The sequence below is a fragment of the Streptomyces sp. NPDC001744 genome, assembly GCF_042892575.1.
GTDB lineage: Bacteria > Actinomycetota > Actinomycetes > Streptomycetales > Streptomycetaceae > Streptomyces.
In genome coordinates this window covers 1-15091 of record NZ_JBIAUG010000042.1, presented here as the reverse complement: position 1 = coordinate 15091, position 15091 = coordinate 1, and the positions used below count along the sequence as shown (strand labels likewise).

The window sequence follows — 15091 nt, the reverse complement described above, 5'->3', positions numbered from 1 at the left end:
CCTGGCCTTGATGTCGACGAACTGCTCGAAGCCCGTACGGGTCGCCTCCACCACGACATCGGCGCCGGGCACGGCGTCCGCGTAGGTGGCGCGGGTCCCGTCCAGCTTCGGCGCGGGCAGACCACCCCGCCACTGCAGCGTGATCTGCTCCTCACCCCGGCCCAGCGTCACCAGGTCGGTGGCCGGCGCGGCCTGGGCCGCACGCAGGGAGGACGCCCGGGTACCGGCCTTCCCCGCCAGCCTCAACCCGGCCGGGTGAGCCTTGGACACGACCGAACCGTCCGGCTGGGCGGCCAGGGCGACATCGACATTGCGCCAGGCGCCCGTGGCGGCATCCTGGAAACGCATCGGCCCGGCGGCCAGTTCGGTGGTGAGGGAACCGTCCTTGTTGACCCACGTGGTCGACGTCTCGGTCCGCTCCGACAGGGCTTCGACCCTCTTGCCGGACAGCCGCGCGGCCACGCGCGCCGACGCGATGTCGGCCGCCTGCGTCACCGTCTCCTGCCGCGTCTCGGCCGCGGGTGCCTCCGGCGAACGGGCCGCGGCGGCACCGGTCCCGTCGAGCACGGTGACGGCCAGGGCGAGGGCGAGGCCACCCGCGATGTGCCGCAGGCTCCTCCCTGTCCAGGGCCGTCCCCGCTCCTCCGGAGCGGGTATGTGAATCGTCATGGTTCCTCGGTCTCGTAGTTCCTGACGCACCGTCCTGCGGTGCATCCGCGAAGATACAGAGGGATAAATCGACAAAGAGTTCGCAAATCTTGCGCAAAGTGATGGAGTGGTTCCGTTGATTGGAGTGATGTGCGGCACTCTTCTCCGCGCGTTCACGCCCCGGCCCCGGGGTCCGCGCCGGGGCACGGGCGGGGGAGGGAGGGGTCGGGCACACCGGGCCCCGCGACCTGGGAAACGTGAGCAGGAACCCGCCGGGAGGCGTGCACGCGGTACGGCTCCCGCCCGAACTCGCCGTCCTGTGAAGGGAGGACGCGGACGCCTTCGGTGCTGCGGGCGACGACCGGCCGCTCTTCGACGAGAAGGGCGGCACGGTGGACTGCACCGGACAGACGGACGCCCCGCCCGACGAGCCGAGGAGGAGCGGACGCCGGACACCGGGACGGCTCCCGGAGTCGGCGAGCCGGTGCGCGACCCAACCCCGCGGACCGACCGGAACGACGGAGCCGAGCCGGTCACCCGCATCGCGGGGCCCGGGAGTAGCGGGGCCGGCCGAGGGGGAAGCTGAGGGAGGAGGCCGCGGAATTCCCGGACGCGGGCAACGGGCCGGCTTACGGCGAACTCACGGACGGGGCAGGGGCGTTGCGCGCCGTGAAGGTGGACGGGCGGACGGGCGGGCGGGGAGGTCCCGCCGGGCGGATCGTCCGGGCGGACGGCCGCCGACAAGGGGAGGCGGGACAAGCACGTTCACGGCTGGACGGCCGGACGGCAGGACGGCCGTGCGAGTGGGGGAGGGGCCGGCGCGCCCCGTGCTCCGAGCGTTCACGGGACGAGGGAGGACACATCCATGGCACAGGCACACCGGCCGACCGGCACCGAATCCGGCGCCCGCTCCCCGGGAACGGCCCCGGCCGCCCGGGGGAACCGGCTCCTGAGGCTGGGCGCGCCGCCCGTCGCGGCGACCGCCCTGACGGCGACCGTCGCGCTCTACATGACCCTGGTCGCCTTCGGGAACATCACGGACTTCGGGACCAACCAGCAGTTCGTCCAGCACGTCCTGAGCATGGACACCACGTTCAAGGACCCCGACCTGATGTGGCGTGCGGTCGAGTCCCCCGCCCTGCAGAACGCCGCCTACGTCGCCGTCATCGTCTGGGAGACGCTGGCCGCGTCGGTCCTCCTCGCCGCCACCTGGTGCTGGATCACGGGGCTGCGCCGCGACGCGTACGCCCGCGCCCGCGCGGTGAGCACGGTGGGCCTGGTGATGGTGCTGCTGCTCTTCGGGATGGGCTTCCTCGCGATCGGCGGCGAGTGGTTCGCCATGTGGCAGTCGTCCCACTGGAACGGCCTGGACGCCGCGTCCCGCAACGTCGCCCTGGCCGCCTTCACACTCCTCGCGGTGCACCTGCCCGGAACGCGCAGGACCTGACACGCCCCGAACCGCACGGGACCCGCGACCGGGGCGCGACGAACGAAGACCGAGGCGCCACCGGCAGCAACGCGAAAACGAAGCCGCTCCCCGCCCCGGACGCGACGGCGAAACGCGCGACCTGCACACACAACAAGACCCCGCGCCCAGCGTTTCCGCTGACCACGGGGTCTGTCTGGCACTTCCTGCGGAGTGCCCCCGGCAGGATTTGAACCCGCGCATACGGATCCGGAGGGCGCGTGCATCCGGTGCATTACCGCTGGTCAGAGATGTGTGAGCGCATCGGTACGCCTCAGCCGTCCACGAATAGGCCGCGCATCGCACAGGCGGCTACTCCAACAGGATCTCTTCGGGACGCCGGTTCGTAACCGCGGTCTCTCGCACCGTCAATATGTGCTCGATGCAGGCTTCGAGGTCTCCGCCGTGGTCGTCCCGGGCCATGCTTCTGAGTTCCCGAGCCAGATCCATCCCGTTGATGAGGACGATCGGGTACTGGTCTTCCACCATTTCGGTCTGCGCGGGCACGGAATAGGAACCGGTCGTGACGTACACGCCGATCCAGCCGCGTCGAAGTCTCGCCACGACGCGAGCGATCTGCTCGGCGGTCACGAGGTTGTCGAGCTTGACGCATTTGGCCTGTCCGAGGACGACGAGACTGGTGCCGGCCAATCCGCTGCCGATGTCGAGCCGCCCGACGAAGTCTGCTCCTCCGTCGCCGGATCGGCGGGTGAGCCACCCCTCGACGTAGCTGTTGCCGGCGCCACGCAGAACACGCGATGCGACCGCGGAGGCGACGGCCTCGAAATCGTGCTTGCGTCCGTCGAAGTACTTGTAGATCAGCTCCAGATCCTTGGCCTCGGGGGTGCCCGGAGCCGGCCGCTGCTCAGGCACCTTGGTCACCTTGGCTCGCGCAACGCGCCGCCGGAGCCGGGGCAGCGCCGAGTTGCCGTGCTTGACCCACTCCCGCCAAGCCCGCGGTGCGAGTTCGAGCGATGCTGCGTCGCTCACGGACTTGTTCCTACGAGCGTCGATCCACTCCCACGAGACCTTGTCGTCCTCGTCCGTCAGGTCGATGAGAGCGATGTCGTACACGTAGTTGGTGAACGTCGTGTGCTCGCTGCCGCCCCACTGCACCAACCGCTCTGCCCGCTCGATGATGCCCAGCCCACAGAACTCGACGTGACCCTTGACCCTTCCGTTGCGCGAGACCGCGCGGAACAGCAGCAACGGGACAGCGCTGGCTCGTTCCTCAGGAGCGTGTCCCTGGTGCCCGGTGAAGGCGTCGAGCAGAGCAGCGTTCCCATTGGTCTTTCCGGGTTCGACGGTGGTGGCAGCCTTGTGGTCGCCGAAGTAGCGGACGTGCCCGTTGTCCATGTCGAACACGTCGTGCCAAGGCGTCTGCTCGGTGCCAGCCTTCCAGGGGCTCGACCGGATGAGAATCACCGGCCGCCTGTCCCCACCCGGAGCGCGTACCTTCGCCATGCCGTTGATCCCAGCCTCCAGCAGCGCTCGCGGGAGATCAGGCGAGTGAGTCACATGGTGGAAGTTGGGATACCCGTCCAGCACCGTCGGGCCGGGATCCTTCCCGGTGGCGTAGCGGTACACCTGACCAACACGCAACTGACCACCCACGGTTGCCCCCATGACAGCACTTCCCGACGATCGTCAGGTAACCGTACTGGTCATCGCCGACACACGGGCGTGTAGTCCTGTTCGGACCGTAAGCAGGGGTTGGCGCACATCGCCTTCCCAGCTGTGCGGTTGGGAAGGCGGCGGCGTCGATGGAGAATCTGCGGCCTCGCTAACGCAATCGAGGCATCTAGCTTTCGGCCGTAATTGCTCGCAACAGGTGGCTGAGTGAGATCACGAAAACGGTGTGGTCGCCTCCGGTCTCCAATCTGGCCAGATGGGTTACCCCGTGGTATCGCCGGTCAACGGCGTCTTCGCACTCCGTGAACGTTATTGCATTACCCCCAGCCGTTCGATCCTTTCCGATCTCCCAGCAGACCAGGAACTTCATGTCGCTCCACTTCTTCACTTCGGAGACGACATCAGCAAGGACTGAGTCCGCTGTCAGCTTGAACTCGGCAACCCCTTCCGCTTCACGAATGTCAACGTCGTCCACCCCAGGAAGTCTCTCTTTCAGGGCATCCGGAGCGACTGAAGGGACGTACTCAAAGAACGAGTCGTAGAAGTCGAAGCCGCTGAAGTAGACGGGCTGCAAGTGTCGCAGTACGCCCAGTCCAACCAGCTCGCCGTACAGGGCAATTACGTCTTGCTCTGCTTGGGGCTCGGTCTGAAGAGAGATCTCGCCGATCCCTGGAAGCAGTCGAGGCGACATGCGGCTCTGGCGCCTGACGTGTGCCTTGACCGCGGGGTCCATGTAGCCAGGCTGGGTAGGGGCCGTTCGTGGCGGGCTGACACGCAGAAACGGCCGGCTCTGTTCTGCGAGCCTGTTGGCAACTAGTTCCTCGGTGATACGCAGGAAATCGTGAACATTGGGCGGGAAGTCTTTTCGGCCCAAGTCCGGCTCAATCCCGCGCAGGCTGTAGATCAGCCAAGTCCTGTCGACGTTAAAGCCGCGATGCGTTAGCGTGATCTCTCTGTTCCAGGAAGAGATCATGCCGTCAGTTGCGACCCTCAGGCTGGGGAAGTGGAGGCTCTTCCGATTGCGCGGGATCTTCCAGTTGTCGCCGAGCTGATCTCGATAGGAAGCGCTATACGAGAACAGGGAATAGACGTGGACGTCGTGGGTGTCGATGAACGCTTCTACCTCTTCGGGTTCGACAAGTTGCTCACCTGTCTTTGCCCCGATGAGGTCCTTGAGTTCTTTGGGGTCAAGAACCCAGTAACACGCGTGAAAGGCCTTCTTCTCTTTCGCGGACGGCTCGGAGTTCTTGTTGTTCTTAAGCCAGTTTCCCAGGTTGAGAACCTTGATTCCCGCAGCGAGGTCCTCATGCGGATAGCGGTAAGAAGGAGCGACTGGTACGGTCTCCGTCTTCGCCTGCCGCTTGTACTCCAGTGTGACTTTGAGTGGCCTCTTCTTCGTGACCTCGGGGGGCTCCACGAGACCTGCCGCGGTCTGGTTCCGGATCGCTGTCGTCGCGTACTCCAGGGTCGGGAACGCGTGTCGAAGGCTTCGGGGCTCCGTTTGAGGGCTCAGGCGAATGGTTACAATCGTCCCTGTTCCGTCAAGTCTTCCGCCACCTTGAATTTCTTCGAGTCGTCCAACCGGAGGCTGCTCGTTGCCGGGGTCTTCCACCCATGCGCGCCCATGCTCAAGGCGCACGATGTAGTGTTCGTCATCGGTCTTTGTCTCAAGTTCGAAGAAGTTGAAGCCGTAGGCGAGGAATGTGAGCCCCACGCCCTTATGGCCTCTCACTAGTCCGGCCAGGAAATCAGCACGCTTGCTGCCGACGTCAGGAGCGAGCCACTTGGCGATATCTTCGCTGGGAATTCCCCGTCCGTTGTCACGAACAGAGATTGTGTTCTCGTCGGTGTCGAGGGTGATCCGCACCTCGCCGTCCCCCGGTAGCCCAGGGGCTGAAAGGACTTCGTCGACCGCATTCTGGATCGGCTCGGCAATGACGTCGGCAGCGTTGTGGTAGCTCTTGATGACGTTGATTACACGCTGCTTCACCCAGGCCTGAGTGTCGCTTTGCGTGAGCATCGCAAGCGGATGGATATCGCGTGGCATCTCTGCTCCTGATGCAGTGCGGGGCAATGGTGATCAGCATGGCACAGCCTGCCTGGGCCCAGGAGGAAGTTGGCCGTAGGGCTGGCAGAGCGGCTTTGAATGACCATCTTGGGCGAGCTGGGGCCTGCCCCCCCACAACCGCGCCGGCTCCCATCCCGTCTGCCGTCGACCCACACACCGTGGAGCGGGCGCGGGTCTTGGCGTCCAGGTGGAGCGCGCCACTGTACGAACGACCTGGACGCCAAGACCCGTGTCTGCTCGGCTCTGCCTGGGTCGATGGCAGACGGGATGGGAGCCCCCACCTTCACCACGATGCTGCCGGCAGACGCCCACGGGCCCACTCCATCCCGGAGCCTGAGCGCCCCCGCCGGAGGTATCGTCCTGGCTGGCACTTCACGCACTTACCCCGGCCAAGCCGTGGTTCTTCCCGCCCATCAACCCGAGCTGTCCGGCGTGCGGACGGCGGCCGGGCTGGAGCGGGGCGTAGACAGGAGCGCAGGCCCGGGCGACGGGCCGCGCGCGCCGCGCCGTGCGCGGCGGGTGCCTTGATGAGGTAGAGAAACTTGTAACAGCTCAAGGCCGCGCGTCTGCCCGGTCGGCAAGCTCCTTCAACTCCGGGGGCGTCGCACGTCCGGCGAAGAGGAGAAGGTCCCGGATCGTTTCCCTGGCGGCGACGTGAGTGTGGATCAAGTCTGGGGACAGGTCCTCGGCGTCCAGCAGGGCTCCCAGTGCTTCACCGACCTGGCGCCGTTGCGCGTAGGCCCGGCCAAGGTCCATCTTCAGGCGGGCTCGACGCTCCAGCGACAGCGAGGACGTGTCCAGCTCGGTACCGACCTCGATGGCTTCGCCGGCGTCTCCCAGCTCGACCGCGATCGAGACGGCCTGGATCTCCACATTGGTCGGCCCGAACTCCAGGTTGAAGTCGTTGCGGTCCTCGCCCAGTCGTGCCGCGACCTCGCGGGCTCGCTTCATCTCCTGCCGCGCCCGGGTACGGTCACCCGCTCGTGCGTGGATGAGGGCCAGCGCCAGGTGCAGGGCTCCGATGACTGACAGTGCCTCGGGTTCGCCCGCGGCTTCTCGGTAGTGCCGTTCCAACGCGTTCAGGGCGGTGGTCGCGGAGTGCTCGGCCTGGTCTAGGTGCTTGAGCCGTACGAAGGCCTGGGACAGACGAAAGACGCTGGCGAACACCTCCAGGGTGTTACCCGACTCCTCCGCTGCGCGGATGGCACGGTCCGCTGCTACCCATGCGGCGTCCGCCTCGTCCTGCCGTACGAATGCGGCGGCGAGAGCCTGGTATGTGCGGCTGAGTAGACCCCATAGCCTTTCTCGATCTTCCGGCGGAGCCGTCCTCGCCGCGCGCTCGATCCGGGGCACCAACGGCCCCAAGGTGGAACTCAGCTCCGCGAACTCATTGGCATGGGTCAGCTCCCACACTCGGTCCACCGCGCGTTGGAGCTCCTCCATATTGGCGGGGCCAGGGCTGGCCGGATCGAGAATGACCTCCGGGACGGGGTGGCCCGAGATGACCAATCGCGCTTGGTCGAGGTCGTTGGGAAGCTCGATGGCCGGCTCTTCTGCCGGGGCCTGCGTCGGCGCGTCTGCCCGCAACTCCTGCACGGAGACTCCCAAGCCGTCCGCCAGTAGGCGCAGTACGTCGAGGCGGTTGACCGGCTGGATGCCCCGTTCTACCTGGGACAGCCAACTCGCAGTACGACCGATCTCGGCGGCTAGCTGCTTCTGCGTGAGGCCGCGCTGCTCGCGAAGGTCTGCGACCCGCGCACCGAAGACACGGCGTTCTTCTGAGGTCACCTCCACGCCCCGGCGGCGCCCTGGCTCTGCACGAAGGTGACGTCGAAGTCCGCCACGTACTTTTCCCGCTCCGCCAGGAAGTGGCGGGTGTGCGGCTGCTGCTCGTGCTGGTCGAACGCCTCGCGGTCGGCGTACAGCTCGTAGAACAAACGGGTGTTGGGCTCGTCGGCCACGGTGTGCACAACGTACGAGAGGGTTCCAGGCTCATGGGTCTGGATGCCCTTCAAGGTCTCCTCGACGAGAAGGTCGAAGGCTTTCGCTGCCTCTGCGTCGCGCAGGTTGAACCGGACGACGAGGCCGAAACCGCTGGTCATGTGGTCCTCCTTAGGTGTCGCCATCAGAGTCGCAGAGATGTAGCCGCACTGCTACTCGCAGAACTTCTTGACTCGCAGTTTTTCTGTGCCTACCTTCATAGTGAAGCTGCGACTCGGCGAACCGCTGAGCCTGACTCAAGGAGTACCGCTATGCCGTCGTTCAAGGTGGACACGTCGACCGCCATGGTGTTCGTCGCCACGGCCCCCGTACCGAAGCTCGTGAGCAAGCAGACCGGTGAGAGGGCCGTGGACCGGGAGACCGGCGCCAACCTTTCCACGGTGGGGCTGCTGATCTCGGATGAGGGGGAGGGCAACCTCTACCAGGTGACCGTGCCGGAGACCGGTCTCCCGGAGAACCTGATGCCGGGTATGCCGGTGTCGGTGATCGGGCTCAAGGCCCGGGACTGGGAGAACACGTTCAACGGCCAGACCCGTCACGGCATCTCGTTCCGCGCCGTCGCCCTCACGGCCGGGGTCTGACCGTGACGGACCTGTCGACGTTATGGGAGGTCGGTCTCCCGCTCGCCGGAACCGCCGGCACTCTCGGCTACGCCAAGGCTCGGGCGCCGCGTGTGTTCTGGTCGCTGGTGGGTCTGCCGGTGGCAACGACGCGGTTCGCGGTGACCTACCGGTCCACGATGGACGTGTGCGGGCTGACGGTGCAGCCCTCTCGCTTCCGCGCCTTCCTGGTCCGTAACGTCGCCCGCCGCGCCGACGTCCAGCCGGTTCCGCCGAAGGTCCGCCGGATCCGGGCCAGCATGACCGGCCTGCGCATCACGCTGCGCCTTCCGGCCGGGTTGGAGCCCGCGGATGTGATGGCGGCTTCCGAACGGCTGCGGCACGCCTGGGGCGTCCACTCGGTCAACGTGGTGACCGTCAAGCCCGGCTTCGTGGAGCTGCGGATGACCGGCTACGACGTGCTTCGCCGGGTGCGGATGCCGCGCCGGATCGTGTCGGGGTCGATGTCGGTTCCGGTCGCGCTGCGGGAGGACGGTACCGCCTTCGTCCGTGACTACCTCAAAGTCCCCCACGCGCTGACCCTGGGGGCGAATCAGTCGGGCAAGTCGATGTATCAGCGCAACCTGATCGCCGGACTCGCCCGTCTCCCGGTCGCCCTGGTCGGCATCGACTGCAAGCGCGGTGTGGAACAGCGCGGCTACGCGCCCCGCCTCTCCGCCCTGGCGACCACCCCGGAGGACGCGGACGGTCTCCTGGATGTGCTGGTGGGGGAGATGGAAGAGCGCTTCGACCTCCTCAGCGCCTACGGGGCCGGTGACATCTGGGCCCTGCCTGACGACGTCCGCCCCGCCCCGGTCGTGGTCCTGGTGGACGAGGTCGCGGAACTGTTCCTCGTCGCCACAAAGAAGGACGAGGAACGCCGGGACCGCATGGTCACCCAGCTCATCCGCCTCGGCCAGATGGCCCGCGCCGCCGGCATCTTCCTGGAGGTGTGCGGGCAGCGCTTCGGCTCCGACCTCGGCAAGGGCGCCACCGCCCTGCGCGCCCAGCTCACCGGCCGGACCGTGCACCGGGTCAACGACAAGCAGACCGCCGAAATGGGCGTCGGCGACATCGCCCCCGACGCCGTCGTCACCGTACTGACCATCCCCCCGGACCAGCCGGGGATCGCGGTCGCCGGGGACACCTCCGGCGGCTGGTCCCGCATCCGCACCCCGCAGCTCACCGCCGCCGAAGCGGCCGAGATCTGCGCCGCGCACGCTCACCTCACCCCGGACCTGCCCGCCCTCACCCCCTACCGGCCCGCCGTTCCGGTCCGCGTCGGCGCCTCGGTGCCGGTTCCGCTGGTCAAGCCGTCCCCGGCGACCCCCTAGCGGCTCTCCTCCCCCCTCGGTGGTGTGACCGTCTCGCGCCAGGTCCCTACCCGACCCATGCCTGAAAGGAGGTGAACCCCTGATGTTCCGCACCCTCCGCCTCGACGCCGTGCTGGTCCAGGCCGTCATCGCCGGGGCCCTGTCCTTCGCTCACCTGCACGACCTGGCGGCCGCTGCCGGACAGGACGGCTGGAAGGCCTGGGCCTACCCCGTCTCCGTCGACCTGCTGCTGGTCGCCGCGTGGCGCCGGATGCGCAAGGACGGCGGCAACCGCGACGCCTGGCTGTGGTTCGCCATCGCCCTGATCGCATCCCTCGGCGCCAACGTCGCCACCGCCGGACTTCTCGACATGAACGACGTCCCGGCCTGGCTGCGCATCCTCGTCGCCGGATGGCCCGCCCTGGCCTTCCTCGGCGGCACCCTCCTTGCCCACGCCCCCCACCCCGAACCAGAACCCGCTTCTGTTCCGGAGCCCGAACCGGCCACGCCGGAAGAGCCCGTGACCGAGCTGGTCGTGGAACGCGCTCCGGAACCTGCTCCGCAACCGGCAGCGGAGCTCCCGCCGGCCGAACCCGTCGCCGTCGAAGCCCCGCCGGAGCCCGTCTCCTCGGCACCCGCCGTCCCGGTGCCGCCCGCGCTCCTCGCGCATGCGCAGAAGATCGCGGACGCCCACCGGGCTCAGACCGGTGAGCCGATCGACGCGGAAACCCTCCGCACCCGCCACGGCCTCCCGCCCGCCCTCGCGGACTCCATTGCCCTCCAGCTCGCCTGACCAGAAAGGAGAAAACACCCGTGCGTCCGAACCGCTTCTACGACGTCACCCGCATCGGCCCGGTGCAGGTCGGCACCCACCGCGACGGCCGGGGCCGGACCAAGCACACCGCTGTGTGCACCGCCCCGCGCTGCGACTTCTCCGCCGACTACAACACCCGCGCCGCCGCCGAACTCGCCGCCCGCACCCACCGCTGCCAGCCCCGCTGACCGAAGGAGACCCGCGCCATGAACGTCCCGCTCTGGCTCGCCCTGCTCGTCGTCGGCGGACTCGGCATCAAGCTCATCCGCCCGCCCTGGTGGCTCGTCGCCGTCCTCCTCCTCGGCGGCTACCTCCTGGCCGACAGCCTCCTCGCCCCCGTCATCGACACCACCATCAAGTAGGGAGACCCGCGCCATGCTCCAGCCCCGCATCCCGGTCAACCCGCTCCCGACCGGTACCCCCATCCCCCTCAACCACCCGGCACCCACCCCGGCCGCCGACATCGAACCGACCGCGCCCGCCCCGGCCCCGGTTGTTCCGGCTCGTGCGGCGGTGCAGCTCACCCCCGGCAGCGCGCTCGCCCTCGCGGCCGGCGGCGGCGCGGTGGTCCTGGTAGTCGGCACGGTCCTGGTCTCGATGCTCCTCGCGGTCGCCATCACCGGCGTCTCCGTCGCCGTGTGCGCCGTGGTCCTCAAGTCCCTGATCAACCAGGAAAGGAAGCACTGACATGGGCCTGTTCCGCCGCAAGACCGACGAGACCCCGGCCAACCCGCAGATGGCTGAGCTGGGCCGCGAGTACGCCATCGCCAAACGGCACGGCGACCGCAGGACCGTCGGCCGCATTACCCGCCAGCTCGGCACCTCCGGCGTCAGCGAGACCGACCGCGCTTCCTTCCAGCAGGGCCGTGACGCCTATGACGCCATCCCGCCCATCAAGCCCTCCCGCACTCGGCGCAAGGGCCGGTGAGTGTCGTGGACAGCTACACCATGGCAGCCGCGGGCTTACCCGCCCTGGGCTGGGCCCTGCACGGCGGGCTGCTCGCGCGCCGTCTGGCCACCGCCCGCCGCGACCCGCTGACCGGACTGCACACCCGCGCCGGATGGACCGCCCGCGCCGAACGCCTCATCGCCAAACACCCCGGCGCCCTCGTCCTCCTGGTCGACCTGGACGACTTCAAGACCGTCAACGACACCCACGGCCACGCCGCCGGAGACACCGTCCTCACCGCCACCGCCCGGCGGCTGAGCGACTGGTGCGGGCGTCAGGGGATCGCCGCCCGGCTCGGTGGGGACGAGTTCGCCGCCATCGTCGCCCACCCCGACCGCACCACCGGCCTCGTGGCTCTCTGGTCCGCCCTGGACAGCCCGGTCACCCACCACGGACACACCCTGCCGGTCTCCGCCTCGGTCGGCCACTCCTACCCCGCCCACCTGCCGGTCCCCACCCTCACCGACGCCCTGTCCGCCGCCGACAAGGCGATGTACGCGGCCAAGGGCCACGGCAGGCGCAACACACACTGAGCGGCCCCCGGGACGGCTCTCTCGCCAAAGAACCGCCGCCCCGGGCGCCTTCAACCCCCTCCAGATCCACCGGACCCGAAAGGGAGCACTCATCATGCCTGAGAACACCCTCGCCCAGCGCGTCTGCCGTGACTGCGACGGCTTCCCCGTCGTCCACATCGCCACCGGCCTGCCGACCGTCGATGGCACCCGCGACACCGTCCGCGTGAACTGCCCCACCTGCAAGGGCACCGGCCACACCACCCCCGCCGCCCTCGTCCGCGCCGGGCGGTGATCGCCGTGGCCCTCTTCGACTGGCGCTCGCCCGAGCACTTCGACCACTCCGGCGACAAGCCCTGCGTGATCTGCACCAAGCCCACTCCCCTGCGGTCCGACCGCGGCAAGCCCGTCCACAAGGTCTGCGCCGAGGACTGGTCCGACCGCCACACCGCCACGGAGGACAACCGGTGAAGACGCTGCCCCGGGTCCTGGACCTGTTCTCCTGCGCCGGCGGTGCCGCCATGGGCTACCACCTCGCCGGATTCGCGGTCGACGGCTGCGACATCGCCCACCGCCCCAACTACCCCTTCGCCTACCACCACGGCAACGCCCTCGACTACCTCGCGGACCTGATCGCTTCGGGCGAGATCGAGCGCTACACCCTCGTCCACGCCTCGCCGCCCTGCCAGGCCGGCTGCACGGTCACGGTCGGCACCAACGCCTCCCGCGGCTGGGGCGGCGCTCACACGGACCTCGTCGCCCCGACCCGCGAACTCCTCGACGCCTGCGGCCTGCCGTACGTAATCGAGCAGCCCAACGGCCGGGCCGCGATCCGCAAGGACCTCACCCTGTGCGGCGAGATGTTCGGCCTGGGCGTCCTGCGGCACCGCAATTTCGAACTCGGCCGCTGGGCCACCCCCAAGCCCACCCACCCGCGCCACCGCGGCTACGTACGCGGCCACCGCCACGGCGTCCGCCGCGAGGGCCCCTACGTCGCCGCTTACGGCAAGGGCGGCGGCAAGGCCACCGTTCCCGAGATGCAGCGCGCCATGGGCATCACCTGGACCGACGTCCACGCCGAGCTGACCGAAGCCATCCCGCCCGCCTACACCCGCTGGATCGCCACCGCCTTCACCACCGCCCGACAGGAGGTGTTGGTGTGACCGACTCCGCCACCGCGGCGGGCCTGGACCCGGCCACCCTGAGCGACTTGCTCCGAGTGGCCGGGTCTCCCGGCTTCGACCGCCTCACCGAACAACTCCGCCGCACCGGCGGCTGCACCAACCCCATCCGCCTCACCGGCGGCACCAAGCTCCTCGATCCCGCCACCCGCACCGTGCTCCACGCCTACACCACCGACGCCGAACCCGGCGGAGTGCTGCGGGTCGCGTGCGGCAACCGGCGGGCCTCCCGCTGCCCCGCCTGCGCTTGGACCTACGCGGGCGACACCTACCACCTCATCCGCGCCGGACTCACCGGCGCACCCGACAAGGGCACCCCGGAGACGATCCGCGACCACCCCCGGGTCTTCACCACGCTCACCGCCCCGTCCTTCGGCCCGGTCCACAACCGGCCCGGCACCCGGCCCTGCCGCTGCGGCACCCGCCACCCCGAGGACGCACCCGAGCTGGGCACCCCGCTCGACCCCGGCAGCTACGACTACGCGGGGGCGGTGCTGTGGAACAACCACGCCTCCGACCTGTGGCGCTACTTCACCATCTACCTCCGCCGCGAGATCGCCGCCCGCGCCGGCCTCACCCAGAAAGCCGCCCGCGAACAATCCCGCGTCTCCTTCGGCAAGGTCGCCGAGTACCAAAAACGCGGCGCCGTCCACTTCCACGCCGTCATCCGCTTCGACGGCCCCAAGGGCCCCCACACCCCGCCCCCGGCCTGGGCCACCCTCGACCTCCTCACCGACGCCATCCACGCCGCCGCCACCCGCGTCCAAGTTGTCGTCCCCGCCGCCCCCGCCCACGGCGTCGGCCAGGACCTCGCCCTCACCTGGGGCACCCAGCTCGACATCCAACCCATCAACGCCTTCGGCCAGGGCGAAGACCTCACCGAACAGGCCGTCGCCGCCTACGTCGCCAAGTACGCCACCAAAGCCGCCGAGACCACCGGCACCACCGACCACCCCGTCGGCAACAAAGAAGCCCTGATCCTTCTCGACATCCCCGACCACCCCCGGCGCCTGATGGAAGCCTGCATCGACCTCCACACCGCCTACCCCGACCGCCGCCTACGCGACTGGGCCCACATGCTCGGCTTCCGCGGCCACTTCTCCACCAAATCCCGCAGCTACTCCACCACCCTCGGCGCCCTCCGACAGGTCCGCGCCGACTACCGCGCCCAACAGCAACGCACCGCCCTGGGCCTGCCCGACCCCGACGAACACTCCGAAGCGACCGTCCTCACCATCGCCCACTGGACCTACGCCGGACACGGTCACACCCCCGGCGAATCCTGGCTCGCCGCCAACATCCGCCGCGACATCCAACACAACCGCGAACACGCCCGCGAACTTCGCGCCGAACTCGAAGCCCAGGGGGATGAACTGCTGTGAAGGACGAACTGATGACCGTGCCGCAGATCCTCGCTGTCCTGGGTGGGGTCTCGCGACGCACCTTCTACCGCTGGCGGGAGTTGGGGCATGCGCCGGCCGCGTTCAAGCTCCCCAACGGCGAGCTTCGAGTGTGGCGGAGTGACTTCGACACCTGGCTCCGTGGACTGGAGAGGGCCGCGTGAAGTCGCTTGATGTGAAGGTCTGGAGTGTCCGTAAGCGGGACACCAAGACGCCCTCGTACGGGGTCCGCTGGTCTGTGGCGGGCAACGTTTCGTCCGAGTCGTTCCGTACCAAGGCGCTCGCAGATCACTATCGCACGAAGCTCATGCGGGCGATGCGGGACGGCGAAGAGTTCGATACGGAGTCCGGCCTCCCTGCCTCGATGGAGGAGAAGAAGTCCGCCGTGTCGTGGTACGAATTCGCCCTCAGGTACCTAAGGGCTGTCCCGTAAATGATCTCCAAGTCGTCCCGGGCATCGTTGGTTGTGGTGTGATTGCCTGGTCTATCCGGCGAGGGCGAGGTTGTGC

General features: G+C 68.5%; 19 protein-coding genes and 1 pseudogene. 15 read left to right on the top strand and 5 right to left on the bottom strand.

Annotation, left to right across the window (positions count from 1 at the left end; genetic code table 11):
- A pseudogene (locus tag ACFYZY_RS29610) lies at positions 1-669 on the bottom strand (sugar-binding protein); the annotation flags it as partial.
- 844 nt (positions 670-1513) lie between these two features.
- On the opposite strand from ACFYZY_RS29610, the gene ACFYZY_RS29605 reads away from it, so the two are divergent.
- Entirely contained in the window at positions 1514-2095 is a 582-nt protein-coding gene (locus tag ACFYZY_RS29605; RefSeq protein ID WP_388700274.1) for a DUF2165 domain-containing protein, read from the top strand.
- Positions 2096-2425: 330 nt separating this feature from the next.
- On the opposite strand, the gene ACFYZY_RS29600 is transcribed toward ACFYZY_RS29605, so the two are convergent.
- The 4 genes from ACFYZY_RS29600 to ACFYZY_RS29585 all read right to left on the bottom strand — a co-directional run bounded on the left by ACFYZY_RS29600 (position 2426) and on the right by ACFYZY_RS29585 (position 7915).
- Complete coding sequence (locus ACFYZY_RS29600; protein ID WP_388700271.1) at positions 2426-3739, bottom strand: restriction endonuclease; 1314 nt, start codon at positions 3737-3739, stop codon at positions 2426-2428.
- A 175-nt stretch (positions 3740-3914) separates the two neighbouring features.
- On the bottom strand, positions 3915-5792 hold the full coding sequence (locus ACFYZY_RS29595) for an ATP-binding protein (protein WP_388700269.1): 1878 nt from the start codon (positions 5790-5792) through the stop codon (positions 3915-3917).
- Between the two features lie 573 nt (positions 5793-6365).
- Positions 6366-7601: a helix-turn-helix domain-containing protein gene (locus ACFYZY_RS29590; protein ID WP_388700266.1), complete on the bottom strand. Its 1236-nt coding sequence runs from the start codon at positions 7599-7601 to the stop codon at positions 6366-6368.
- On the bottom strand, positions 7598-7915 hold the full coding sequence (locus ACFYZY_RS29585) for a putative quinol monooxygenase (RefSeq protein ID WP_388700263.1): 318 nt from the start codon (positions 7913-7915) through the stop codon (positions 7598-7600). Before ACFYZY_RS29585 ends, ACFYZY_RS29590 begins: the two co-directional genes overlap by 4 nt.
- Positions 7916-8065: 150 nt before the next feature.
- Between ACFYZY_RS29585 and ACFYZY_RS29580 the strand changes: the two genes are divergently transcribed.
- From ACFYZY_RS29580 to ACFYZY_RS29515, 14 genes are all read left to right on the top strand, one after another.
- Positions 8066-8395, top strand: a complete 330-nt coding sequence (locus ACFYZY_RS29580) for a hypothetical protein (RefSeq protein ID WP_388700260.1) — start codon at positions 8066-8068, stop codon at positions 8393-8395.
- 2 nt (positions 8396-8397) lie between these two features.
- A complete protein-coding gene (locus ACFYZY_RS29575) occupies positions 8398-9747 on the top strand; it encodes an FtsK/SpoIIIE domain-containing protein (RefSeq protein WP_388700258.1) in 1350 nt (449 codons plus the stop codon).
- An 82-nt stretch (positions 9748-9829) separates the two neighbouring features.
- Positions 9830-10519, top strand: coding sequence for a DUF2637 domain-containing protein (locus tag ACFYZY_RS29570; RefSeq protein ID WP_388700254.1), 690 nt, complete (start codon positions 9830-9832; stop codon positions 10517-10519).
- A 20-nt stretch (positions 10520-10539) separates the two neighbouring features.
- Entirely contained in the window at positions 10540-10728 is a 189-nt protein-coding gene (locus ACFYZY_RS29565; RefSeq protein ID WP_383328759.1) for a mobile element transfer protein, read from the top strand.
- Between the two features lie 18 nt (positions 10729-10746).
- Positions 10747-10902: a hypothetical protein gene (locus ACFYZY_RS29560; protein ID WP_109185025.1), complete on the top strand. Its 156-nt coding sequence runs from the start codon at positions 10747-10749 to the stop codon at positions 10900-10902.
- 13 nt (positions 10903-10915) lie between these two features.
- Complete coding sequence (locus ACFYZY_RS29555) at positions 10916-11227, top strand: SpdD-like protein (RefSeq protein ID WP_388700252.1); 312 nt, start codon at positions 10916-10918, stop codon at positions 11225-11227.
- Position 11228: 1 nt separating this feature from the next.
- Positions 11229-11468: a hypothetical protein gene (locus ACFYZY_RS29550; protein WP_388700249.1), complete on the top strand. Its 240-nt coding sequence runs from the start codon at positions 11229-11231 to the stop codon at positions 11466-11468.
- Positions 11469-11473: 5 nt separating this feature from the next.
- Positions 11474-12022 carry a GGDEF domain-containing protein gene (locus ACFYZY_RS29545; RefSeq protein WP_388700246.1) on the top strand — a complete coding sequence of 183 codons (549 nt, stop codon included), beginning with the start codon at positions 11474-11476 and terminating at the stop codon, positions 12020-12022.
- A gap of 94 nt (positions 12023-12116) precedes the next feature.
- Positions 12117-12296, top strand: a complete 180-nt coding sequence (locus tag ACFYZY_RS29540; protein ID WP_388700244.1) for a hypothetical protein — start codon at positions 12117-12119, stop codon at positions 12294-12296.
- Between the two features lie 5 nt (positions 12297-12301).
- On the top strand, positions 12302-12472 hold the full coding sequence (locus ACFYZY_RS29535) for a hypothetical protein (RefSeq protein ID WP_388700241.1): 171 nt from the start codon (positions 12302-12304) through the stop codon (positions 12470-12472).
- A gap of 50 nt (positions 12473-12522) precedes the next feature.
- On the top strand, positions 12523-13164 hold the full coding sequence (locus ACFYZY_RS29530; protein WP_388700277.1) for a DNA methylase: 642 nt from the start codon (positions 12523-12525) through the stop codon (positions 13162-13164).
- Positions 13161-14564, top strand: coding sequence for a replication initiator protein RepSA (gene repSA / locus ACFYZY_RS29525; protein WP_388700239.1), 1404 nt, complete (start codon positions 13161-13163; stop codon positions 14562-14564). The genes ACFYZY_RS29530 and repSA overlap by 4 nt, the downstream gene beginning before the upstream one ends.
- 11 nt (positions 14565-14575) lie before the next feature.
- The gene (locus ACFYZY_RS29520) at positions 14576-14746 is read left to right on the top strand and encodes a helix-turn-helix domain-containing protein (protein ID WP_366372344.1); all 171 of its coding nucleotides are present in this window, start codon (positions 14576-14578) and stop codon (positions 14744-14746) included.
- Positions 14743-15015 (top strand): hypothetical protein, encoded by a 273-nt coding sequence (locus ACFYZY_RS29515; RefSeq protein WP_388700237.1) that lies wholly within the window; start codon positions 14743-14745, stop codon positions 15013-15015. Before ACFYZY_RS29520 ends, ACFYZY_RS29515 begins: the two co-directional genes overlap by 4 nt.
- Positions 15016-15091 lie beyond the last annotated feature (76 nt).